22 protein-coding genes are annotated in these 24,746 nt (G+C 47.6%); 9 read left to right on the plus strand and 13 right to left on the minus strand.

The window, feature by feature from the left end:
- Positions 1-72: 72 nt before the first annotated feature.
- The 3 genes from BLV66_RS05575 (at position 73) to BLV66_RS05585 (ending at position 3,873) form a co-directional block, all read left to right on the plus strand.
- Positions 73-1,947, plus strand: a complete 1,875-nt coding sequence (locus BLV66_RS05575) for a carbohydrate-binding domain-containing protein (RefSeq protein WP_086987426.1) — start codon at positions 73-75, stop codon at positions 1,945-1,947.
- Between the two features lie 107 nt (positions 1,948-2,054).
- Positions 2,055-3,023, plus strand: a complete 969-nt coding sequence (locus tag BLV66_RS05580; RefSeq protein WP_086987425.1) for a serine hydrolase — start codon at positions 2,055-2,057, stop codon at positions 3,021-3,023.
- Positions 3,024-3,276: 253 nt separating this feature from the next.
- Complete coding sequence (locus BLV66_RS05585) at positions 3,277-3,873, plus strand: 50S ribosomal protein L25 (protein WP_086987424.1); 597 nt, start codon at positions 3,277-3,279, stop codon at positions 3,871-3,873.
- A gap of 131 nt (positions 3,874-4,004) precedes the next feature.
- Here BLV66_RS05585 and BLV66_RS05590 read toward each other — a convergent pair whose 3' ends face one another.
- Together BLV66_RS05590 and BLV66_RS05595 are read right to left on the minus strand one after the other, a co-directional pair.
- Complete coding sequence (locus BLV66_RS05590) at positions 4,005-4,547, minus strand: NAD(+) diphosphatase (protein ID WP_086987423.1); 543 nt, start codon at positions 4,545-4,547, stop codon at positions 4,005-4,007.
- A gap of 209 nt (positions 4,548-4,756) precedes the next feature.
- Positions 4,757-5,206 (minus strand): SRPBCC family protein, encoded by a 450-nt coding sequence (locus BLV66_RS05595; RefSeq protein WP_176974153.1) that lies wholly within the window; start codon positions 5,204-5,206, stop codon positions 4,757-4,759.
- Between the two features lie 365 nt (positions 5,207-5,571).
- Here BLV66_RS05595 and BLV66_RS05600 point away from each other — a divergent pair, with 365 nt between their 5' ends.
- Complete coding sequence (locus BLV66_RS05600) at positions 5,572-6,801, plus strand: DUF438 domain-containing protein (RefSeq protein ID WP_245826744.1); 1,230 nt, start codon at positions 5,572-5,574, stop codon at positions 6,799-6,801.
- A 181-nt stretch (positions 6,802-6,982) separates the two neighbouring features.
- On the opposite strand, the gene BLV66_RS05605 is transcribed toward BLV66_RS05600, so the two are convergent.
- From BLV66_RS05605 to BLV66_RS05620, 4 genes are all read right to left on the minus strand, one after another.
- Complete coding sequence (locus tag BLV66_RS05605) at positions 6,983-7,243, minus strand: hypothetical protein (RefSeq protein ID WP_086987421.1); 261 nt, start codon at positions 7,241-7,243, stop codon at positions 6,983-6,985.
- 18 nt (positions 7,244-7,261) lie between these two features.
- A complete protein-coding gene (gene feoB, locus BLV66_RS05610) occupies positions 7,262-9,391 on the minus strand; it encodes a ferrous iron transport protein B (protein ID WP_086987420.1) in 2,130 nt (709 codons plus the stop codon).
- Positions 9,391-9,627, minus strand: a complete 237-nt coding sequence (locus tag BLV66_RS05615) for a FeoA family protein (protein WP_200831798.1) — start codon at positions 9,625-9,627, stop codon at positions 9,391-9,393. The genes feoB and BLV66_RS05615 overlap by 1 nt, the downstream gene beginning before the upstream one ends.
- A gap of 232 nt (positions 9,628-9,859) precedes the next feature.
- Positions 9,860-10,357, minus strand: a complete 498-nt coding sequence (locus tag BLV66_RS05620) for an AI-2E family transporter (protein WP_245826743.1) — start codon at positions 10,355-10,357, stop codon at positions 9,860-9,862.
- A gap of 158 nt (positions 10,358-10,515) precedes the next feature.
- Between BLV66_RS05620 and BLV66_RS05625 the strand changes: the two genes are divergently transcribed.
- Positions 10,516-11,856, plus strand: coding sequence for a hydroxymethylglutaryl-CoA reductase, degradative (locus tag BLV66_RS05625; protein ID WP_256327833.1), 1,341 nt, complete (start codon positions 10,516-10,518; stop codon positions 11,854-11,856).
- Positions 11,857-12,132: 276 nt separating this feature from the next.
- On the opposite strand, the gene BLV66_RS05630 is transcribed toward BLV66_RS05625, so the two are convergent.
- Positions 12,133-13,305 (minus strand): hydroxymethylglutaryl-CoA synthase, encoded by a 1,173-nt coding sequence (locus BLV66_RS05630; RefSeq protein WP_086987417.1) that lies wholly within the window; start codon positions 13,303-13,305, stop codon positions 12,133-12,135.
- Between the two features lie 256 nt (positions 13,306-13,561).
- Here BLV66_RS05630 and BLV66_RS05635 point away from each other — a divergent pair, with 256 nt between their 5' ends.
- From BLV66_RS05635 to BLV66_RS05650, 4 genes are all read left to right on the plus strand, one after another.
- Complete coding sequence (locus tag BLV66_RS05635) at positions 13,562-14,743, plus strand: acetyl-CoA C-acetyltransferase (RefSeq protein ID WP_086987416.1); 1,182 nt, start codon at positions 13,562-13,564, stop codon at positions 14,741-14,743.
- A gap of 186 nt (positions 14,744-14,929) precedes the next feature.
- A complete protein-coding gene (gene thrC / locus BLV66_RS05640; protein ID WP_086987415.1) occupies positions 14,930-16,417 on the plus strand; it encodes a threonine synthase in 1,488 nt (495 codons plus the stop codon).
- A 330-nt stretch (positions 16,418-16,747) separates the two neighbouring features.
- Positions 16,748-17,191 (plus strand): YaiI/YqxD family protein, encoded by a 444-nt coding sequence (locus BLV66_RS05645; RefSeq protein ID WP_086987414.1) that lies wholly within the window; start codon positions 16,748-16,750, stop codon positions 17,189-17,191.
- Positions 17,192-17,217: 26 nt separating this feature from the next.
- On the plus strand, positions 17,218-17,838 hold the full coding sequence (locus tag BLV66_RS05650) for an HD domain-containing protein (RefSeq protein ID WP_086987413.1): 621 nt from the start codon (positions 17,218-17,220) through the stop codon (positions 17,836-17,838).
- Positions 17,839-18,012: 174 nt separating this feature from the next.
- Here the strand turns inward: BLV66_RS05650 and BLV66_RS05655 are convergent, their stop codons facing one another.
- The 6 genes from BLV66_RS05655 to BLV66_RS05680 all read right to left on the minus strand — a co-directional run bounded on the left by BLV66_RS05655 (position 18,013) and on the right by BLV66_RS05680 (position 24,745).
- Positions 18,013-18,984 carry an ROK family glucokinase gene (locus BLV66_RS05655; protein WP_086987412.1) on the minus strand — a complete coding sequence of 324 codons (972 nt, stop codon included), beginning with the start codon at positions 18,982-18,984 and terminating at the stop codon, positions 18,013-18,015.
- Between the two features lie 94 nt (positions 18,985-19,078).
- A complete protein-coding gene (locus tag BLV66_RS05660; protein WP_086987411.1) occupies positions 19,079-20,146 on the minus strand; it encodes a Gfo/Idh/MocA family protein in 1,068 nt (355 codons plus the stop codon).
- A 15-nt stretch (positions 20,147-20,161) separates the two neighbouring features.
- On the minus strand, positions 20,162-21,130 hold the full coding sequence (locus BLV66_RS05665) for a sugar phosphate isomerase/epimerase family protein (RefSeq protein ID WP_086987678.1): 969 nt from the start codon (positions 21,128-21,130) through the stop codon (positions 20,162-20,164).
- Between the two features lie 53 nt (positions 21,131-21,183).
- Complete coding sequence (locus BLV66_RS05670; RefSeq protein WP_086987410.1) at positions 21,184-21,915, minus strand: ThuA domain-containing protein; 732 nt, start codon at positions 21,913-21,915, stop codon at positions 21,184-21,186.
- 15 nt (positions 21,916-21,930) lie between these two features.
- Positions 21,931-23,037, minus strand: a complete 1,107-nt coding sequence (locus BLV66_RS05675; RefSeq protein WP_086987409.1) for a Gfo/Idh/MocA family protein — start codon at positions 23,035-23,037, stop codon at positions 21,931-21,933.
- A 79-nt stretch (positions 23,038-23,116) separates the two neighbouring features.
- On the minus strand, positions 23,117-24,745 hold the full coding sequence (locus BLV66_RS05680) for a glycoside hydrolase family 13 protein (RefSeq protein ID WP_086987408.1): 1,629 nt from the start codon (positions 24,743-24,745) through the stop codon (positions 23,117-23,119).
- Position 24,746 lies beyond the last annotated feature (1 nt).

Below are 24,746 nucleotides of genomic sequence, written 5' to 3' on the forward strand. Positions count from 1 at the left end.
AGCTTACCCATGCAGCTAGACATCAACAGCAGATATTAACCAAAAAAACATACCAGACAGGAGAACTAACCCATGAAAAGTACTATAATAAATCTAAAGAATAAACCTCTAACTCAAATGCTCGCTCTGACAGGCACCTTTGCCTTATTGACCGCTTGCTCTACTGAAGCGAGCACCACAACAGCATCAAGCGATGGCTCGACCACTGAGGCTACCGTTGAATCCACTCTTGCATCAGACTCCAGCTACTCAGAAAGTAACAGCACAGCCATCAGTTTTTCCGACGATACCATCACAGTCGACGGATCCGGAGCTGCGGCTGACGGTTCGATCCTGACCATCACGCAACCAGGCACGTATATCCTCAGCGGAACCCTAAGCGAAGGCCAGGTTCGTGTCGAAACAGTCGATGAAGCCGATGTCCAGATCGTTCTCGACGGGGCTACTATCACGAATTCCACCGGAGCCGCCATCTACGTGAAAAGCGCCAACTCCGCGACCATCACTTTGGCTGAAGGAACGACCAATACTTTAAGCGACGGAGAAACGTATACCTTCGAAGACAGTGAGGATGAGCCGGATGCTACCCTATTCAGCAAATCCGACCTCATCCTGAACGGAACGGGAACGTTGGTCGTCGATGCCAATTATGCTCATGCCATCAAAGGGAAAGATGATGTGACCATCGCAGAAGGAACCTATGAGATCACTTCTGTCGGCGACGCCATCAAAGGAAGCGATTCGCTCTTCATCAGCTCCGGCACTTTCACGATCGATGCGGGCGGAGACGGACTGCAGTCCACAAATGAGGAAGAAGAAGGCAAAGGGACCTTGACTATCGAATCCGGCACTTTCGCGATCACAGCAGCCTCTGATGGCATCCAAGCCGCAACCGATCTGCAGATACTTGGTGGCGACTTTACGATTACAACCGGCGGTGGCAGCACGAATAGCAGTACTGAGAGCGAAGCTTGGGGAACATGGGCAGCACCTGCTGAAGAAGCAGCTACCACTACCACCGAGGAAACAACCAGCGCTAAAGGTTTGAAAGCGACAGGCTCATTAGCGATTTCCGGTGGTACCTTCATCTTGGACACTTCCGATGACGCCATCCATACCAATGACACGATCCAAATCACGGGCGGAGACTTCACGATCGCTTCTGGGGATGATGGCATTCATGCCGACAACACCTTGACAATCGATGACGGAACCATTAATATCAATCAAAGTTATGAAGGAATCGAGGCTACCGAAATCACACTGAATGGCGGAAACATCACTTTGACGTCAACAGATGACGGTGTAAACACAGCCGGCGGAAACGATGCGTCAGCCGTCAGCGGACGCCCTGGCGAAAACACGTTCACCTCGACTTCAGAAGGAGCAGGACTCTTGACCATCAACGGCGGAACGCTTGTGGTAAACGCGAGCGGCGATGGACTCGACAGCAACGGAAGCATCGAAATGAACGATGGCACCGTAATCGTCAACGGCCCGACCGACAGCATGAACGGTACGTTGGATTACGACAGCACATTCAACATGAATGGCGGTACCCTGATCGGGGTCGGCAGCTCCGGAATGGCGATGAGCCCTTCTTCAACATCAGCACAAAGCTTCCTGTTCACATCCTCTATCCCCTTGGCTGCGGATGAAGCCATCCAGATTACCGGTCCGGACGGAGAAGTGATCATGACCTTTGAGGCTTCCACAACGGCACAGTCGCTTGTATTCTCCAGTCCTGACCTGGTCAACGGCTCTGCGTACACAATCACAACCGGCGGAACAGTTTCCGGCGAATCCACTACCGGTATTTATGAAGATACGTCCTTCAACGGCGGTTCATCCACCGTTGATGTCAGCGCCACAACTGAAGCAAGCAGCGGACAAATGGGCGGCATGGGCGGCAACTCAATGCCCGTATCAGGTGCATCCGTGAAGTAAACACACATCAACAAAATATCTTTCCTAGCCGAGCAATCCGGACAAGAGGCTAACCATTCCCTCTTTCCGGTCATTGGCAAAAATTAGCCCCAGAAGAGGTAACTGCTATGAAAAATAGAAAAAAACTAAAGAAAAAATATGCGCTTTTCCTGTCCACCATGTTTCTTGCGGGCTGTGTCACGTTCCTGCTGTGGGACTCAGCAAATTCCCAAGAGGGAGACAGTTCCGCATCAGCCCAGACCTTGACGACGGATGTCACCTATGCGGGTGATGAAGTACTGAAAGCTAATGATTCCAGCATCGCGGAAGCGAACGCGATTCTCCAGAGCAGCACGATCATGACGACAGCCGGAGAAGATTTGGCGGCGGATTTGGATGAACTGAATGCTGCCTACCCTAGTCAGCTTGGCTTTGTCCTCATCAACGAGCAGACCGGCGAAGCCGTCACAACCAATGCGTCCCGCGTCTTCACCAGTGCGAGCCTGTATAAATTATTTCTTACCTACGCTATCCTTGAACAAGTAGATGCCGGAGCACTTTCGTTGCAAGATCAGATGGCGGATGGCGCAACGATCGACGATTACCTGACCAGCACCATCACCGTTTCAGACAATGAAACGGCTAAGGAACTCGCCTATCTGATCGGATGGGACAACATCGAAACCTTCATCCATGATCAGGGCTTCGTTTCCACGAGTTTTAACCCTTATCTGGAATCCGACGGTGTCTATTACAACGGAGACTTGGAAACAACGCCAGCCGAAGTCGCTTTCTTGTTGGAACGCTTGTTGGATGGCGAATTGCTTTCAGAATCCAGCACCGAATACTTTCTGGGACTCTTGGGCGATCAGCAGCTCGTCTATGCATTGAACATTGGCCTTACCGATGAGGTAACCTTTGCGCATAAAACCGGCTTGTTGACTGACGTATCCCACGATGCTGGGATCCTGTCGATGGACGGTCAGAATTACATCGTAGCCGTCTTGACGGATGGTTGGCTGAACGCGACCGATGACGCGACCCCAGTATTCGAGGGAATCGGCTCGGCAGTGATGACTTACTTATATGCACAATAAACTAAAACACATGCCGAAAGCTTGGTCATTCGGAATATTTTTTCGGACCCCAAGCTTTCGCTATACAGCAACGTTTTATCATGGTAAACCCTTGCGCAAAAAGCCTGAAACTAGAGACAGCAAAAGGCTTATCGTTAGCTATCTGGCCTGAGATGCGGTATGCTATAGAGGTACTATCTATTTGCTGACGTTATATTTTTTATATCCAGCTCAAATCCAAGCCAGTACAGGTATACTTCCAGGAGGAAAACATATGAAATTACAAGTAGAGAAACGCGAAAAAGTTGGCTCATCTGCAGCAAAGCGTGCACGATTGGACAAGAAACTGACTGCAGTCATCTATGGTAAAGATGTTGAAGCAACTCCAGTATTACTTGATGCAAAAGATTTTGACGAAGTGCTTAAGCAATTAGGTAAAAATGCGATCTTTGAAGTCAGCATATCCGGTGGAAAAACGATGCAAGTCATCCTTAAGGACATCCAACAGGCTGCCCTGAAGAACGAAATCCAAAACGTCGAATTGCAAGTAATCACAAAAGGTCAAAAATTGACGATGACTGTTCCGATTCACTTGGTCGGTAGTGAGGACGTCAAAGAAGGTGTCTTGACTCAAACATTGAACGAATTGGAAATCGAAACGGAAGCTACCAATGTGCCTACTGAATTCCAAATCGCTGTTAATGAAATGACCATCGGTGATACTTTAACAGTTGCTGATATCAAAGTCGATGCCGACATTACAGTCCTTACGGATCCAGAAGAAGCAGTTGTTGTTGTTTCTGCGCCAGTAGCTGAAGAAGTTGAAGAGGAAGCAGCTCCAACTGAAGAAGCAGAAACTGTCACTGAATAATTTTTAAATCAGATAGGCATAAAACCTTGATTGACACACTTACAGGTCTCATCAAGGTTAGGCTTACCTACACAACAAAAAAAGTTTCGGTTTTGAACGTCAAAACCGAAACTTTTTTTGTTTATTCCCAATTAATTCCTGAACCATGTTGGTTGGGAATCCTTCACAGTGGTAAATGGCTCCAGCCCGTGGCTATTTTCCAAATAGTTTTCAAGGAAGCGCTGAGCCAAACTGCCTTTTTTGATATTAGCTTTCGCAGCCTCGGGGGAAAACCATTCCGCCTGATCCACCTCATCCGTCATGTCATCTAGACGCTCGTCCGCGACGATGCAGGAAAAATTCAGCATCAATGTATTACTTTTTTCAAAATATTCACTTTTGTTGTAGCGCAATCCAACCGTTTGCAGCCCAAGCTCTTCGGCGATTTCACGGGCCGCTGCCTGTTCCGCATCTTCGCCTTTATTGACGTATCCCGCACAGAGAATGAAATCCGCACCGCCGTACTGTTTGATCAACAAAATTTTATCTTGTTCCTTGTTCAGGATGACCATGCTGACAGCTGTATTGAACACAGGAAATCGATAACCCTCACAACTGTTGCAATAAGGGATTTCCCCTTCATTTTCCAGATATTTCGCTTCCAGTTCTGTTCCGCATTCCATGCAATAATTCATCTATTTTGTACGCCCTTTCTGATTATGATTTTGTTCGCTTCTCTGAAGCCGTTACACCCTTTCCAAAAAGGATTCGGCGTTTTTTTATCCCAAGACAATATGAAACATTATAGCATGCCTGCTTTGTCTTTCTTTCCTCTTGAAAAAAATAACCCAAAAACTGAACATTCGAAAAAACGAAAGTTCAGTTTTTGGGTTTCATTTCTTGTTTATTGTGCTGATTCGCAGATGGCTTTAATGTTTTCCAATGTATGCTGGGTAGAGTTTTCTTCCATTTTGTCCGTGACCAGTTTGTCGAGTATTTTGGTGAACAGTGTTTCAGGCGGAACGCTATCGATATCAAACGTTAGCTCCGTTCCTTCATCTTTTGCAACGTAACGGCTGGTTTGCTTGGTCGGGAAACTCCCGGTGATGTTCCCGCTCCAAATCGCGCCATCGTCAGTAAGCTTACATTCCGTCACTTCGATAGTGATTGGGAAATGGATGCCCATCATGGAATAGCTCGATTCGACGATCGTGCCCACTTCCCCTTTTCCTTTGACGCTTTCCGGTTCGGAAAGTCCGTTGTAAAAGTGTGACCAATTCTCAGGATTGATTGTGTACTCATAGACTTTTTGGACGGGTGCATTGATGAAGATTGTTTTTTCAAAAGTAGCCATTTTTGGTGTTCCCCTTTCAAAATCCACGCTGTGCCTGTTTGCTTCATTGACGACGGGATGGCAGGAAGGACGAAAAAAGTTGTTTAGCGATTGCATTCTCCATGGGATAATTTTGATAATTTTCTTATTCGTCTTCATTATACGCCTGTGTTCGCCATTATCAAAAGTGTACTGCTGACTTTTTCAAATAATATTAATATGCGGATTTTCAGCTTGTTGATCGTATCATTTGTCCTCCGTCAGTAATCGCACTAAAATAGGATTAACAACTGGAATAAATACTTATGTAATTGCATACTATTTTTGGCCGCCCAGTTCAAATGCCTTCAGCTCCTGGAAGATGATTAGCAAGCGAGGGGATCACAATGGAAGAAGAAGTCAAGAAAAGCACCAGAGAAGAGGAAATGGAGCAACGCCAAGCAATTTTGAAGAATCTGATTCTCCGCCTTCACGCAGGTGAGGACTACGAACAGATCAAGAAGGAATTCAAGGAACATTTCGCGACGGTCAGCGCTCTGGAAATTTCGATGATGGAACGGAGATTGATCGAACAAGGCATTGCCGTGGAGGAGATCCAGCGCCTTTGCTCGATCCATGCCGCTCTGTTTGCCGATGCAGTGACCTATGGACAAGCCCCCTCTCCCGAGAGCGAGAAACCGGGACATCCGATCCGAGTACTGAAGGAAGAAAATATGGCCATCGAAGCGACGCTGGACCGGATTGCGCGCCTTTTGGAAAGCTATCTGGGTGAGCCGGATCCTTCACTGAAAACCGGGCTGCTGAAGCAACTGGATATCCTCTGGGGCTTCGACAAGCATTATACGCGCAAAGAATACGCCATTTTCCCAATCATGGAGCGCTACGGCATGACCGCTCCGCCGAAAGTGATGTGGGGCGTGGATGACGAAATCCGGGGATTGTATAAGAAAATGAAACGGATGTTGGAGGAAGGACAGCTAGACGCCCTCAAAGTGACATTCGAAACGCTGCAGCAGGAAATGAAGGAGATGTTCATCAAGGAGGAGGACATCCTGTTGCCGATGGTTTCCGACTCATTCACTGAAGACGATTGGCTGAAAATTGCGGCTGAATCAGATGAGATCGGCTATTGCATCGTCCACCCGGAAGCGCAATGGCAACCTGAACGCACCGCTTTTGAAACAGGCGAAGTGATGGGTTCTGTTCCGGAAGGCAACATCACCTTTGGAACAGGCTTTCTGACGGTTAAAGAGCTGGAAACGATGTTGAACCGATTGCCATTGGAACTCACCTTCATCGATGCGGATGGGATCGTGAAATATTATAATGACGGGCCGGATGAGAAAATCTTCATGCGCACAAAATCCGCACTGGGAAGGGATGCCGAAAACTGCCATCCGCCAAAAAGCGTCGCGTTCATGAGGCAGCTAGTTTCGGACCTGAAATCCGGAAAGAAAAGCCACGAGATCATGTGGTATGAAGAAGGCGGGAAGTTCATCGTCGTGAATTATTGCGCGCTCCATGATGAGGACGGCACCTATTTGGGCGTTCTTGAATATGTGCAGGAGGCCCAGTCCATCCGCGAGCTGAAAGGGGCAAAACGCCACCTTTCTTAATGGAGTCTGGAGCGGACGGATGAGATTCCGGGTGAATATTTTCTTAACCCGAGAATCCGAATTTTTTCATGTTCTCCGATGAGCGCTCCTTCGCCGGAGATTCCGCTCTTTTCTCCCACAAAAAGACGGTGCCTCAATCCTTTTTGATTGAGGCACCGTCTTTTTTGGCAATTCGTTTTTATTATTTGATAATTTGGGAGGTCGTGCAATGTTTTTCTGCCGATGCACCCTCTTGCGCAACACCGAGATGGACCATCAGTGCGGTCCCAGCGATACAGTCGGCCTCAGCTTCTGCCGGAGTAGGCTCATTCATCGGGCAAACCGTTACGGTGCAGGCATTGCATTTCTTTCTGCCGCTCGCGATCAAACGGATTTGACAGAATAAGATGTACCCCATCAAGGTCAGAAACAACAACAAAACGATCCAAGATTGAACATTCATAGTTTATTCCTCCTCTTCCTATTTGACCATTGGTTTCGCCAAGCTTCCCCACATCGGCGAAGCTTTTTTAGGAGCAGGTCTGACGACTAAAAATACCAATATTGCCGTTGCTGCAGCAGCTACGCTGGCTCCCGCTCCGAAAGGCGCACCCAACACGATAACGGCCCCGAGCTGATTGATGATGAAGGCCAATACATAAGCTAAGGTTGTCTGATACAAGACACCGAAAAGCGTCCATTTAGCGCTGCCGAATTCGGTGCGCATCGCTCCAACAGCCGCGAAACAAGGCATGCAGATCATATTGAACACGAGGAACGATACTGCGCTGACCGGGTTGAATAGTGTGCTGAATGCAGCAGCTACCTCCGCCTCCGATCCGGTCGTCCCCATGAGTACACCAAATGTACCGACAACATTTTCCTTAGCAATCAGTCCTTGGATGGTCGCCACCGTCGCTTGCCAAGAGCCGAAGCCCAATGGTGCGAAGAAAACCGCAACTGCACTACCGATCTTGGCTAGGATGCTTTGATCGCTTTCGGCAGCCATCCGTAGCTGCCAGTTGAAAGAAGATAAAAACCAAATAAAGCTGGAGCTGAGGAAAATGACAGTTCCCGCATTTTTGACGAAGGCTAAACAACGGGCCCATACCGCGCGGAAAATGCTTTTCCATTGCGGCCAGTGATACATCGGCAACTCCATGACGAATGGCGATGCTTCCCCGGAAAAGATGGCTGTCTTACGCAGCAGCACGCCGGAAAAGATGACCGTCGCAATCCCCAACAGGTACATCGATAAAGCGACCCAGGATGCGCCGCCGAAGATAGCATTCGCGATCAGGGCGATGACCGGCAGTTTCGCTCCGCATGGGATGAATGAAGTGGTCAGGATCGTCATGCGGCGATCCTGCAGGTTCTCGATTGTTCGGGAAGCCTGGATGCCCGGGACCGAGCAACCGGAACCGATCAGCAACGGAATGAACGATTTACCAGAAAGACCGAAGCCGCGGAAAACCCTGTCCATCACGAATGCGACGCGGGCCATATAGCCGCTGTCCTCCAGCAAGGTTAAGCAGAAGAACAAGGCGGCCATCTGCGGCAGGAAGCCCAGAACTGCACCTACGCCTCCGATGGCACCATCGATCACAAGGCTGCTGACTGCGGGATGGATGTCGATGCTGTCGAAGAAACTTTGCACGACCCCTGGCACGATGCTTCCGAACAACACATCATTGACCCAATCGGTCCCCCACGTACCCACTGTTGTGATGGCGAAGTAGTAGACCGCATACATGATCAGCACGAAAATCGGCAACCCGAGCCAACGGTTGGTTACGATGTGATCGATCATGACCGAGAAAGAAGCTTTGTCGCTATTTTTCACGAGCACTTGGCGCGTAATTTTCGTCACGAATTTATAGCGTTCATTGATCAGGATGGCCTCGGAGTCGTCGTCCAATTCCTTTTCATAACGGCTGAGAAGCCCTTCCATGACAGCCTGTCCGTCCTCGGGAATCGCAAGTTTCCCAGAAGTTTGTCCATCCCTTTCGAAAAGCTTGATGCTGTAGTAGCAACGCAATTTTTTCGGAACCAACGGAGTAATGATTTCCTCAATCGTATCGAGAATGCTCTCCACAACGATGCTGTATGCAATCGGTTCGGCCACAGCAATCGGTTCAGCGATGGCCTTGTACAGCTCTTCCAATCCGCTTTCCTTCAGTGCCGAAATCGTCACGAACGGCATACCGAACGAACTCGACAGTCCGGCGACGTCGAGCTGATCGCCCCTTTTTCCGACGATGTCCATCATGTTCAGGACGACCACGATCGGCAGCTGCAATTCCATCAACTGAGTCGTCAGGTAAAGATTTCGCTCCAAGTTGGAGGCATCGACGATGTTGATGATCAGATCCGGCGCATCCAGCGTCAGGTAATCGCGCGTGACGATTTCCTCGATCGTATATGGGGACAACGAATAGATGCCGGGCAGATCGATGACCTGCGTCTCGCCGTCATGCAGCAAGGTGCCTGCCTTCTGTTCGACCGTCACCCCCGGCCAGTTGCCTACGCGTTGGGTGGACCCTGTCAAATGGTTGAATAAAGTCGTTTTCCCGCTGTTGGGATTTCCAACAAGCGCTATGGTTTTCCCCATCATTTTTCCTCCCCGAACGTAACTTCGATCATCTCGGCATCTTTTTTGCGTATCGATAATTCATATCCGCGCACCATCACTTGGATCGGGTCACCTAATGGAGCGACTTTTCTGACATAAATGGCAGTGCCTTTCGTAATCCCCATATCCATCAATCTTCTGCGGGTAGCGCCTTGTCCTGTTATTTTGTTCACAATCGCAGATACACCGATCGGCAAGTCCCTTACATTCGTCAAAATCGTCCCCTCCATTCTTTCAGCAATAGTAATTCCCCTGCACTAATTGAGAATCGTTCTCATTAAGTCATAGCTTAAGGCATAGACTCCTTCAGGTCAAGATAATTCGTGCATTTTTACTTATTTTTTTATACCGGAAATGAATGGATGAGGCCTGTCCGCGAGGGTGCGAAAAAATAAAAAGGCACGCAAGAAGTCACCCTCTCCCGTGCTTGTGAAATGCGTTCTCTTTTCAGCGACGATATTTGTCATAATTGTTGCGGCTGACACTCGATACTTCCAAAACGGCTTTGATCACTACGGCAACCACTGCGCCCAGAACGGCTCCAAGCGGCCCGAACAATAGGATACAGATGACTGTCGCCAGAAACGTGTACAACGGCCGGATACCAAGTTCCTTACCGGTAATGAACGGCTCTGCAATCTGACGGACGACCACCAAGATAATGTAAAGCAGCCCAATTTGCCAAGCCAGCGTTGTGTTCCCCAACAGCAAATGGATCACCGCCCATGGGATCATCACCATCCCGCTCCCCAGAATCGGGATGAGATCGAAAACCGCGATCCCCAGAGCCTTCAGGAACCAAAAATCGATGCCGAAGTACAGAAAGCCGATGCACAACAGGACAAAACTGATGGCAGCCAATTTGACGGCTGATATGAGATAACCCTTCAATCCTTTTCCGGTTGCGTTGATGATTTCCTTTATATAATAGCTGATCGTATCCAATGCGATCCCCCGCTTTCTCTTTATTCATTCAGTATACACCCTGTGTGTCTGCCAGTCATCGGGCATTGGACGGATTCTTTCCCGTTGCCTACAGGAGGCTTGACGGCTGATGCCATCAGGATTGTTCTATGCTAAAATGATATAGGAAACAGACACTGATTACACGTCAAAACACTTGGGAAATGGAGCATAAAATGGAATCCAAATATCTTCAGAAATTTTACGATAAAACACCAGCCGAAAGGATCACTGCCCTACACTTGGCCGGCATTCTGAATGAAGAAGCGACAGCCAAGCTTCAGGAAGGATTGAAACTGCCGCAGGAAATCGCCGACAACATGATCGAAAACCAATTGAGCACGTACGAATTGCCTTACGGGGTCGCCTTGAACTTTCTGATAGACGGAAAAGACTATGCCGTCCCGATGGCCATCGAAGAGCCTTCCGTCATCGCTGCGGCCAGCGCCGGCGCAAAAATCATCGCTATGGCGGGCGGATTCCGCACGACAACCCAGGAACGGATCATGATTGGCCAAGTTGCCTTGAAAAACGTTCCCGACAGCGTTGCTGCTGAACAACTGATTCTTTCGCATCAGGAAGAGATCCTGAAGGTGGCCAATGCTGCCCACCCTTCCATCGTGAAACGTGGCGGCGGTGCCCGTCGCGTCAGCGTCAGGATTCTGCCTGCAGATGATGTTGAAAGGATTCCATCATTTTTCATCGTCCATCTCCATGTCGAGACATTGGAGGCGATGGGGGCCAACATCATCAATACGATGATGGAAGGCGTCATCCCTTACCTAGAGAGTTTGACCGGTGGCGAGGCTTTGATGGGAATCCTGACCAATTACGCAACAGACTGCTTGGCGACCGCCGAGTGCAGGATACCGGCTGTACTTCTTGCCAGAGGTGCTTTCTCCGGTGATGAAGTGCGCGACCGGCTGATCGAAGCCTATCAGTTCGCCTACGTCGATCCTTATCGCGCCGTCACCAACAACAAAGGCATCATGAACGGCATCGATGCCATCGTGCTGGCATCTGGAAACGATTGGCGTGCCATTTCTGCGGGAGCGCATGCCTATGCTTCCCGCAGCGGACAGTACCGTTCGCTGACAACCTGGAAAAAAACGGAAAACGGGGATCTGCTTGGAAGTCTGACTTTACCATTGCCGATCGGAGCTGTGGGAGGATCAATCAACTTCCACCCTGCTGCGAAAATGACGAAAGAAATCCTTGGCTACCGTTCAGCATCCGAACTGGAGTCCATCATCGTATCGGTCGGGCTAGCGCAAAACTTCTCTGCCATCAAAGCACTGGTGACGGAAGGCATTCAAAAAGGACATATGGGCCTGCATTCGCGTTCACTCGCGATCAGCGCAGGTGCGATCGGAAACGAAATCGAAAAGCTGTCGGAGCTGCTTAAGAGTGAAAAAAATATGAATCTGGCGACAGCTCAGACACTTTTGTCGCAAATCCGCGGTGCGGATGCAGGCGATTGAGGTATAGCGCCGTGACTGATGGAGATTTGCAGGCGAGATATCGTGCTGCATTCCAGTTTTTTTCTCCGGGGAGACTCGCCTCTCTGGAGTAGAAGTATTGGATTTTTTTCTTCTCCGGTCGCAGCGGCTTCGCCGGAGTACAGGAACTAAATTGTTTCTTCTCCGGCTAAGGCCGGCCTGACCGGAGAATCCGGCCTCGGGAACCCATTCAAAAGCAAAAACAGCACGCCGACAACCAGATTACTGGTGATGGCGTGCTGTTTTTCATCGCATTCATTATCTGATTTTGTTCAGATAGATGCGTTTGTTGTAGTCCATCCCTTCGATGCAGATGGTTGCAGGATCTGCGTCCACATCCAGCTCGATGCTGGAACCATCGACAGGCAAAACATGGGAAAAGATATCTTCATATTCTTTGACGGTCACTTCTTTGCGTTCGGCGAACATTTTTCCGTGCTCGGCGGCAGCCAAAGCTTCTTTGAATCCATCCTGCAGCGTAGCTGCGAAGAACTCGCCGACCGCTCCGGATCCATAACTGAAGAGACCGATTTTGTCGCCCGCCTTCAAGTCGTCGGAAAGCTCCAGTAAGGACAACAGGCTCAAATACAGGGAGCCCGTATAGATATTGCCTACGATTTTGTTGTAGACAGTGCTGGTCTGGTAATGCGCCAATAAACGTTCGCGGTCCGCTTCGGAACCTTCGTCCAGCACTTCGCGCAGAGCTTTTATGCCCATTTTCGTGTACGGCAGATGGAAACAGATTGCTTCGAAATCAGCCAATGTAGCTCCGTATTTCACTTTGAAGTCTTCCCAAACGTTCACAAAGAACGAAATGTACTGCTCATTTGAATATTTACCGTCGACAAAAGCCGTTTCCGAGTAGATGGGTCTCCAAAAATCCATCACATCAGCGGTCAGATAACTGCTCTCATTTTCCAGCGCTAGGATGCGAGGTTCCGCGCTGATGACCATGGCTACTGCACCGGCACCTTGCGTCACTTCACCAGCCGTGCCGATTCCGTAACGGGAAATGTCCGAACCGAGCACCAAGACCCGGCTTTCCGGATTCAAAGCGACGTGGCCTTTCGCCAATTGGATGCCGGCAGTGGCACCGTAGCAAGCCTGCTTTAATTCTATGCAACGGGCATGTTCCTGGATCCCCAAAAGATCATGTACGTATACGGCACCTGATTTCGAATTGTCTATGCCGGATTCCGTTCCAAAAATGACCAGGTCGATTTTCGCCAGATCCTCTTCATCGATGATCCGTAAAGCGGCATTCGCAGCGAGTGTAACAGCATCCTGCGTGATGGGCGCGACAGCCATCTTTTCTTGCCCGATGCCGATCGTATATTTGGCCGGATCCACTCCCCTGGTCTCTGCTAATTTTTCCATATCCACAAAGAAGTGCGGCGCATAAAAGCCAATCTTATCTATCCCAATCTTCACGACAACTACCCCTTACTTTTCATATATAACTTATTTGATGCCTCTCATCCCAAATGATAGACCAGACCGCTCAAAAAAACAACCTCAGGCCACCAAATTAAAGATATCTTACAAAACCCTTATCCGCAAATTGCGCTTTGTTTGTAATTCTTTACAAATTCTTATATCATTATCAGGCCTTTGTCACGTAAAATAAGAAGTATCAAAGGTCGAAATATACAATCTACCCAAAATAACACAAAAAAGGAGAGATTTAATGGAAGAAGTCGTAATTGTCAGTGCTGCCAGAACCCCAATCGGTTCATTCGGAGGCAGCCTCAAAAATTGTACCGCAGTCGATCTGGGGAAAACGGCAACGGAGGCTGCATTGAATCGAGCCGGCCTTTCCCCTGAGGAAGTCGATTCCGTCATTTTCGGGAACGTCCTGCAGGCAGGCATCGGCCAGAACACGGCGAGGCAGATCGCAGTCGCCGCCGGAATCCCTTATGAAAAAACAGCCATGACAATCAATGAAGTCTGCGGTTCCGGATTGAAAGCGATCATTCTGGCGAGCCAAGCCATCCGTCTGGGCGATGCCGAAACGGTAGTCGTCGGAGGCACTGAAAGCATGTCGCAGGCTCCCTATCTCTTGCCGAACCAACGCTGGGGCAGCAAACTCGGAGATATCAGCGCCATCGACAGCCTCGTGCACGACGGCCTGATGGATGCTTTCAATCAGCAACACATGGGCATCACGGCTGAAACGGTGGCGGAAAGATTCCAAGTGAGCCGCGAAGAGCAGGATGCTTTCGCGTTGCATTCGCAACAGAAGGCTGCCGCCGCGCAAGAAGCGGGCTACTTTAAGGAAGAAATTGCGCCTGTCATCCTCACGGACCGCAAGAACCATCAGACGGTGGTGGCCGATGATGAATATATCCGCAAAGATGTCACCATGGAGAGCTTGGGCAAATTAAGGCCTGCTTTCCAAAATAATGGCACGGTCACTGCTGGGAACTCATCCGGGATCAACGACGGAGCGGCTGCCTTTGTGCTGATGCCGAAGTCGGAGGCCGAAGCGAAAGGCATCCCTTACTTGGCCACAATCAAAGGCTATGCCGAAACCGGGATAGATCCTGCCATCATGGGCTACGCGCCTTACTATGCCATCAAGCAAGTATTGGACAAAACCGGGCTGCTTGCAGAGGACATCGACCTCTTTGAATTGAATGAAGCGTTCGCCTCCCAGAGTATTGCCGTAATCAGGGATTTGGGCTTGCCTGAGGGAAAAGTCAACATCAGCGGCGGAGCCATCGCCTTGGGGCATCCCATCGGTGCTTCCGGATCCCGCATTTTGGTGACTCTGCTACATGCGTTGGAAAGGACCGATACGAAGGTCGGTCTCGCCTCCCTTTGCATTGGTGGCGGAATGGGCATCGCCATGATCGTTGAGCGCCCTTGAACCTGTTTTTGGCCACACCCGCTCCCTCCCCCGTCATTTGCTTGAACGGGGGATTTTTTTCATAAAAACGTACATAAGAACAGGGCGCATTTCGATATGTTATTGAGTTTTCAACGAAAATGTGGCATACTCTTTATGAGAAATTTTTAATTTAAAAATGAGAATAATGTAGAGGAGACTGAATCCGTGACGACCTATCATAGCACACGAAATGCAGAAAAAACACTGACGGCTTCACAAGCAATATTACAAGGGATAGCGCCAGACGGCGGATTGTACGTACCTGATCACATTCCGGCTTTGGACATCGCATTGGATCGCCTTGCCGACATGACTTACCAAGAATTAGCCTACGAAGTGATGAAAAACTTTTTTGACGACTTCACTGAAGAAGAATTGAAACATTGCGTCAACGCAGCCTACGATGACAAGTTTGACGACTCAAGCATCGTCCCGTTGGTGAAAGCTGGCGGACACCACTACCTAGAACTATTCCATGGTCCGACTATCGCGTTCAAGGATATGGCCCTTTCCATCTTGCCACACCTGTTGACGACATCAGCCAAAAAGAACGGCAGCACGAAAGAAATCGTGATTCTGACGGCAACTTCCGGCGATACCGGAAAAGCGGCCTTGGTCGGATTTGCGGATGTTCCGAACACACGCATCATCGTCTTCTATCCTAAGAACGGTGTCAGCGCCATTCAGGAAAAACAGATGGTGACGCAAAAAGGCGATAACACTTCTGTTGTAGCCATTGATGGAAACTTCGATGACGCACAGACGAACGTCAAAAACATGTTCGGAAATACAGACTTGGCTGCACGTTTGGATGAAGCAGGATTCCAATTCTCATCAGCCAACTCCATCAACATCGGACGTTTGATTCCCCAAGTGGTCTATTACGTCTACGCTTACGGCCAAATGGTGAAACAAGGCGCCATCGCTGCCGGTGAACCGATGAACGTCGTAGTCCCTACCGGAAACTTCGGAAACATCTTAGCTGCCTACTTTGCAAAACAAATGGGCTTACCAATCCAAAGATTAATCATCGCTTCAAATGAGAACAAAGTCTTGGTCGATTTTTTTGAGACAGGCGCTTATGATCGTAACCGCGACTTCATTTTGACAACTTCCCCATCTATGGATATCCTGGTTTCCAGCAACTTGGAACGCCTATTGTTCCTGTTGGCCAATGAGAGCGCGACAGCTGTCCAAACTTTCATGGATCAATTGAAGGAGAATGGTCGTTATGAAGTGACGGAAGAAATGAAGGAAAAAGCAAAAGATTTCTATGCCGACTTCGCGACTGAAGAAGAAGTTAGTGCTCAGATTGCTGCGCTTTATCATGCTGAAGGCTATGTCATCGATCCCCACACAGCTGTGGCGGCGCATGTTGCCAACACTTATGTAGCTGAAACCGATGATCACACACCGATCATCATTGCGTCGACTGCCAGCCCTTATAAATTCCCGCAAGCCGTCTTAACTGCCATCGATCCTGAGTTTTCGGATGATTCCATGGAAGAAATGTTGGACCGCCTGAGAGAATTGAGCGGCGTCGCTTTCCCGGCAGCAATCGAAGAATTATTGCATGCGGAAGTTCGCCACAACACCGTTGTCGCTTCCGACGACATGCAGAAGAGTGTTGAGTCCATCCTTGGCTTGAACTGATTCATAAATGATTAACTGCCTAGCTTAGCCGGCGGTCCGGAATGTTTCCGGGCTGCCGGCTTTTTTGCGTTTTTGGGCTAGGTTTCGTTCTGTCCACCGGTGAAAACAGTCTTCACCGAATCTGAGGATGCAAAAATCCGCTCTCCTCCGGCCAGCTTCTCCTCACCGGAGGTAGCGGCTAGCTTTCACTCGCAACTCCTGCCGGCCGTCCTTGGCCGGAGTTGCCGGTAATATTTCCTTCATTTCTTCGTCCAGGCATACACATCATCAAGAAATCCGCGCTGTTTTTTGGTAAAATGGAGTCAGAAAGAACCAGAATCGAGGCGCAACATGAATATATTGATTGACGGGGATGCTTGTCCCGTAAAAGACATCATCATCGAAGAAGCCATCAAACGCGAAATACCGGTCACAATCGTCACAAGCTTTGCCCACTTTTCAAATGCGCCCCAACCAACCGGAGTGAAGACGGTCTACGTCGATTCCGGCGCGGACGCAGCCGACTTCAAAATCATCCAGCTTGCAAAAAGAGGCGATCTGCTGGTCACGCAGGACTACGGTTTGGCCTCACTCGCTTTGCCGAAGGGACTCACTGTCCTCCATCACAAAGGCTTTGCCTACGACAACAGCAACATGGAACGGCTGCTTGAGGACCGCTACATGAGCGCAATGGTCCGCAAAAGCGGCAAACGCACAAAAGGCCCGAAGCCATTCACGGATGCTGATCGGCATACATTCCGGAAACTGCTCATTTCCAAGTTGCAAAAAACCTAACAGAATCAAGAAAGAGGTGCATCAAGATGCGTAATGAAATCATTATCGAAGATGTGAAACATGTCGTCGCAGAAAAGCTGAGGAACGAAGCTACGGGGCATGATTGGTGGCATACGCTGCGGGTCTACAACACGTCCATGGACATTGCCGAAGCGGAAGGAATAGGCGATCGCCTCATCATCGGTTTGGCGGCTCTTCTCCACGATGTCGCCGACCACAAATTCGGCTACACTGACGACGATCGCGAAGATATCATCACCGACATCCTCAGGCCTTTCGAGCTGAGCGACTCCATCATCGAGCAGGTCATCTACATCGTGAACAACCTTTCCTTCAAGCAAGGGAAAAACAAGCATGTTTTGGAAACAATCGAAGGCCGGATCGTGCAGGATGCCGACCGCTTGGATGCGATCGGTGCAATCGGCATCGCGCGCGCATTTGCGTACGGAGGGCACAAAGACCGGCCGCTTTATGATCCGGAGCACAGCGATGATCCGGATAGCGATACGATCGGCCACTTCCACGAAAAACTGCTCCTGCTGAAGGACGGCATGCACACGGAAGCCGGCAAACAAAAGGCGATTGCCCGCCACGAGCGGATGGAACAGTTCCTGAAGGACTTCCATTCCGAGTGGGACGGAAAATAGCAATCAGAACAAAAAAGAGTGGCTCCAAATCAGTTCGAATGATTTGGAGCCACTCTTCTTCATTAAAAATATTTCGTTACTGATTTTTGATTCAAAAAACAGAGCTATGATCATCTTATGAGTTTTTGCGCTTCTTAAAATTATTTATCACCACTGAAATATACAATAACTTGTTCAGCACTTGTTCGCATTTGTTACTACTAAATAACATGCCCCAACAACGCCAGCATCGTTACCCAACTCAGCAAGCTTCAATTTAGTCGATTGCTGTACATTTGGGAAAGCAAATCCCAAAAAGTGTTTATTGACCTTTTCTAGCAAAAATTCTCCTGCGGCAGAAACGCCGCCACCGAGAATGATGGAAGACGGATTCAACAAATTGCCGATATGGCTACATGCCAGACCCAAAAAAAGGGCAAAGCGATCCACAACGATAAGCGCCAATGCATCGTCAGTTTTAGCGAAATCGAAAATCATTTTTGAAGTGATTTCCTGGCCATCATCGATCAGGCTTTTTATGGTTGAATCTCCGGCGTATTCCTCTGCGTGTTTGCGCGCTAACTTGACGACCCCGGTTGCACTGGCAACGGTCTCCAAACATCCTTTTTCCCCGCAAGTGCACTCAAAGCCCTCAGGATCGACCGTTATATGCCCGATTTCCCCGCCCGAACCGGCTGTCCCGTGGATCAGGTGCCCGTCTGCAATGATTCCTCCACCGACGCCTGTCCCTAAGGTGATGAAAACGACATCATCGTTATCCCCACCTGCACCACGCCATTTTTCTCCAAGCGCTGCGACATTTGCATCATTGTCGATGAAAAACGGTATGCCCGTTTCTTGTTCCATCGTTTCCCTTACCGGTTGCGGGGTAGTCCAATTCAGGTTAAACGCCCCAGTAACGGTTCCTTTGCTTCTATCAACCGCGCCAGGCGAACCCATGCCTATACCCAAAAAGTCTTCAGGAGTGAGTCGGTATAAGGTCAGATGATGTTTGATGGATTCGATTATGTCCGGCATTATTTTAACACCGTGGTCACGGTTATCTGTCGGGATACTCCATTTTTGGAGCACTTCCCCTTCTTCGGATAGTATGGCTAACTTCACTGAAGTTCCACCCAAATCTATTCCCATTACTTTGTTGTGCATCCCGTATTGCCTCCAAATCAGAAACTTGTTCACCTTCTACGCTGCCTGATCGCTCAACTTTTTGTAAAAAATATATTGAACGATCCGGACGTTTTCAACGGCTATAGCTGTATTCCCTTACGTCCATAATTTGTCCCGTCTCTGCTGCCTTAAAAATGGATTCGATGATCTTCATCAATTGATAAACTTCTTCATTTTTGACAACAGGTTCCGACTCTCCCCTGACGACTTTAGCGAAATTCGTATAAAATGGGTCCATTTGGGTTGTCACTTTTTCAAATTTTTCTTTTATGATTGCCTCTTCAGAAGGTGGAGCCATGGTTTTTGTCAGTCCTTGGCCAGCTTTAATCGGTTTGGGCGCTACCACAAATTCAAGTCCGCTTTGCTTCACGATTTTACCATTTAGATTCCAATCCTCTATGATAGCAGATCCTTTTGTCCCCTTTACGTACCAACGGGGAAGTTTGACATAATTGGTTGTCCCGACCTCCACAAGGGCAGTTACGCCATTTTCGAAAGTCAGATAGCTGATGAAGCCATCATCCACCTCGTCGCCCAAAATATAGCTCAAATCTGCGGCAACTTTCGCCAATGGGCTATCGATCATATACAAAAGCTGATCCAATAAATGAACGCCCCAATCCAAAAGCATACCGCCGCCATGCGCTTTCAGATGGCGCCAGTCACCCGGTATACCATTGGCCCCCTGTACACGAGATTCTATATGAAAGATTTCTCCAATTTTTCGCTTCTCGTACAAATCCTTGACCATCTGAAAATCACTATCCCAACGGCGATTTTGATGGACCATAAATACGCGGCCCATTTCCTTTGCGGTATGCATTATTTCTAACAGTTCTTCGCTGTTAAGTGTCACCGGCTTTTCGCAAATAACATGTTTTCCTGCTTCCAACGCCTGGATAGCGATCTCTTTGTGTACATCATTCGGAGTTGCAATCAATATGGTATCTGCAGAAGCATCATTCAAAGCTTCTTCTAGGCTAGCATAGGCGCTATACCCATCTGCTTCGCCAGCCTGTTGTCGGCTTTCTAAAATATCAAATATCCCATGTAATTCAACTTCTGGATTTTCCTGAATCAACTTAGCGTGAAAACTGCCCATACCACCGTAACCAATAATCGTGACCTTTAATTTCTTCATAATTAGTCCTCTTTCCTACGCCCACCACATGTCCTGTGGCGTCTCTTTAATCAAAACGGATTGTAAATTCTTCACGGCTCTGTTCAATCCCTCATCGATGGACATCAAAGGATCTTCATGTTCAATACTGACCACATAATCATAGCCATACATCCGCAAAGCGCTCATTATATCTGACCATACTTTTACATCATGACCGCACCCAACCGATCGGAACGTCCATGCTCTTGTTTTGACATCTCCATACGGTTGCATATCCAACAGACCATACATATTGATGTTATCTTGATCGAGATAGGTGTCTTTCGCATGGAAATGATGGATCGCTCCGGCATTTCCCAGAATCTTAATGGCGCCTACCGGGTCAATCCCTTGCCACCATAAATGGCTGGGATCAAGGTTCACGCCGATTGCATCGCACGTATTTTCGCGTAATTTCAAAAGCGTATACGGTGTGTGGCATAAAAAACCGCCATGCAGTTCAATACCAATCTTTACGCCATATTCGGTAGCCATTTTACCTATCTCTTTCCAGTAAGGGATGAGCTTATTTTCCCACTGCCATTTATAGATATCAGTATAGACTTCTGGCCATGGAATTACCGGCCAATTAGGTGCCGTCGCATCTTCACTATCCCCTGCCGTTCCGGAAAAAGTATTTACCACAGGAACGCCCATCAATGCAGCCAACTTAATGGTTTTCCTTAATATTTCATCTGCAGCTTTGGCTTCAGCAGCATCTGGAGAAATAGGATTATTGTGGCAGCTGAACGCACTGATGGTTAAGTTCCGTTTTTCTAACTCTGCTAAGTATGCTTTCCTCTTCTCTTCGCTTTCCAACAGTTCATCAGTAGGACAGTGATGGTTTCCAGGGTTGCCTCCGGTTCCAATTTCCACTGCGCTTAAACCTGCACTCTGGACTTTATCCAACATCTCTTCAAAACTTAAATTTGCAAATAATGGTGTGAATACACCTAGTTTCATATCCATTCCTCACTCTCTTCATTTCATGATTTATCAGCCTTAATCGTCTTTTTTTATACGAGTCGTTGTCTATTTTTTAGTTCTTCCAATGCTTGACTGTTCCCGTAAGCGGGATAGGCATGCTTTGGTGGTTTGCACCAATCAATCCCGTTTTTAATGACTTGTTGAATCTCTGTGTTGTAGTAGGTCGGATAAGTCTCATGACCCGGTTGAAAATAAAAAATCTTTCCGTTTCCGCGTCTGTAAGTTAATCCGCTGCGGAATATATTCCCGCCTTCATACCACCCGACAAAAATTAACTCATCTGGCGTCGGCACATCAAAGTGCTCGCCGTACATCTCTTCTCTTTCCAACTCGATGTATTCGCCGATTCCAGCAGCTATGGGATGGCTTGGGTTCACTACCCAAATCCGCTCTTTTTCTTCGGCTTCGCGCCATTTTAGGTCGCAACTCGTGCCCATCAATTTCATAAAAATTTTGGACATATGCGCCGAGTGCAAAACAACCAAACCCATTCCTTTTAAAACATGTTCATGGACGCGGTTGACTACTTCATCTACTACTTCGTCATGGGCAAGATGACCCCACCAAACAAGAACATCTGTTTCAGCCAACGCCTCTTCCGTCAATCCGTGCTCCGGTTCATCTAAGGTCGCTGTCTTGACATCCAAACCCGATGACTTCAAAAAGCTTTCAATTTGTCCGTGTATCCCATTCGGGTAAACTTTTGCTACAGCTTCATCCGTTTTTTCATGCCGATACTCGTTCCATACCGTTACTTTCATTCAATTATCCCCTCTTTAGATCAGTATTTTTCCCATCTCTTCTTTATGTTGATTGATGTATACTGGCGCTCCTGTTTTAGCAGATTGGTAAATGGCTTCCAGTATTTGGGTCACGACTAATGCCTGTTCTGGTTCCACAACCGGATTGGTATCGTATTGGATGCTTTCAATCCATTGTTTCGCTTCCAGATAGGCGGGATCATCTCCCGATCCGTCGTAGAAGTCTACTCCACCAGGCTCCAATACCATTGTTTTATCGTACATCATGCCATGAGCTTCTCCGTTGATACGCAAGCCATCCTTCATATCCGCCCCACCTTCGGTCCCATGCAGAGTCGTTTGAGCTTCTCCTACATCCAAAGAATTCAAGGCCCAACTGGACTCCAGATAAATGGTCGCTCCGTTCTCCATTACGATAAACCCGAAAGCAGAATCCTCTACGGTAAATTCAGCCGGATTCCAAGGTCCGAAAGCATTTGCGGCACTTTCAGTCTGCGCCAATTTATGATACGTATTCCCCACAACATACTTTGGTTTATAGTTATTCATCATCCATAGCGTCAAATCAAGCGCGTGCGTTCCGATGTCAATCAAAGGGCCGCCACCTTGCGCTTCTTCATCAAGAAATACGCCCCAAGTAGGAACCGCGCGTCTCCTGATCGCATGCGCTTTAGCGTTATAAATATCTCCCAATTCTCCCTTTTGACAGATTTTATGCAAATAAGAAGAATCTTTTCTGAATCGATTTTGATAACCGATCGTCAGCTTTTTCCCGGTCCGATTCATCGCGGCTATCATAGCTTCTGCTTCTTCCGAAGTTTTAGCCATCGGTTTTTCACACATCACATGTTTACCGGATTCCATCGCCGCTATTGAGATTTCAGCATGAGAAATATTTGGTGTGCAGACATGAATGACATCAATCTCTTCATTTTTTAAAAGTTCCATATAGTCTGTATAGACATTTGCAGCATCCGTTCCAAATTCTTCTCTCGCTTTGCTTGCCCGTTCCTCGATAATGTCACAAAATGCCACCATTTCAACCGTTTCCACTTTAGCCAACGCTGGCATGTGTTTGTTGTTTGCGATTCCCCCGCAACCAATAATTCCAATTTTCACCATTTCATTAACTCCCTTTCCGATCCCGATTATAATGGAATAAATCCATCAGTTACTTACTTTCCAAACTGTTTAGCTTATCTTATTTTTTGATGACAATGGTTTCATAAGGTCTTAACTTCAAATCATCCAATCGATAGTTTCTGTCCCCGTAATTCGCTAGAATCGGCGTGTATATATCCGTATCGTCCCATACCGAAACTTCTTGGTCTGCAGAGCTGAAATTCGCCACAACCACCCATGTTTCATCAGCCAAGTTCCTTTCATAAGCAAAAACAAAAGGATCATCCTCCAATAACAACTTGAATTCTCCGACTACAATGATAGGGTTATTTTTACGAATCTTTATCAATTTTTTATAGCAGTTGAATATGGAATCTTCTTTGTTCCTTTCCTCCTGCACATTGATCCACTCTTTATTTGGATTGACAGGCAGCCAAGGGGAAACAGTGGAAAATCCGGCATGCATATCCGCATTCCATTGCATCGGTGTGCGTGCATTATCTCTTCCTTTGGCATTGATTGCCTGGAAAATTTTTTCATCCTGCCAGCCTTCGTTACGTAATGCAGTGGCAATGTTTATGCTTTCGATATCATTCAGTTCGTCGAATGAAGAGAGGACTCTGTTTGTCATACCGATTTCTTCCCCTTGATAGATATAAGGAGTACCTTTCATCATATGCAACAGAATCGCAAACATTTTTGCACTCTCAACCCGAAAAGTTTCATCATTCCCCCAACGGGATACAATTCTCGGGGTATCATGGTTATTCCAAAATAAACTGTTCCATCCTTCGTCCTTCATTTCAATTTGCCATTTTGCCAATACTCTTTTTAAATCCAACAAATCAATTTTTTTCAGGTCCCACTTGGAGTCATCGGATTGCTGATCCAATAGAATATGCTCAAATTGAAAAATCATGGATAGTTCATTTCTTGCAGGGCTGGAATACTTTATCCCTTCCTCGGGCGTCGCTCCCCACGTTTCGCCTACCGTCAACACATCATATTTCCCGAAAGTATTCCTGTTCATCTCTTGAATATACTCATGTAACTTTGGACCATTTTGAACTATTTTTTTATCAGGATCTTTTCCGATATGGTCAATGACATCCAATCTGAAACCACCAATGCCTTTGGCTAACCAAAAATTCATCATTTTCCAAATCTCTTTTCTGACAGTTGGGTTTTCCCAATTCAAATCTGGCTGGCGCTTACTGTATAGATGTAAAAAATACTGTCCACTATTTGGTTCATATTCCCAAGCTGATCCCCCAAACGAAGCTTTAAGATCATTGGGCTCGCTATCATTTATAGGGTCCCTCCAAATGTAGTAATCTCTGTACGGATTGTCTTTGCTTTTCAACGCTTGCTTGAACCAGTTATGTTCATCCGAAGTGTGGTTGACTACCAAATCCATTACTATTTTGATCTTTCTTTTTCCGGCTTCCGCCAACAGTTCATCAAAATCGGTCATCGTGCCAAAATCCGGAGAAATATCAGTATAATCGCTTATATCGTAACCGTTATCGTCCATCGGGGATTTATAGATCGGCCCCAGCCAAATAACATCAATACCCAATTCCTCCAAATAATCTAACCGGCTGATTATTCCTTGTATATCCCCGATACCGTCCCCGTTGAAATCTTGAAAACTTCTGGGATAAATCTGGTATACTACGGCAGTTTTCCACCACTTGTCTACAGTCATA

It is taken from the genome of Trichococcus collinsii, assembly GCF_900107505.1.
Classification (GTDB): domain Bacteria; phylum Bacillota; class Bacilli; order Lactobacillales; family Aerococcaceae; genus Trichococcus; species Trichococcus collinsii.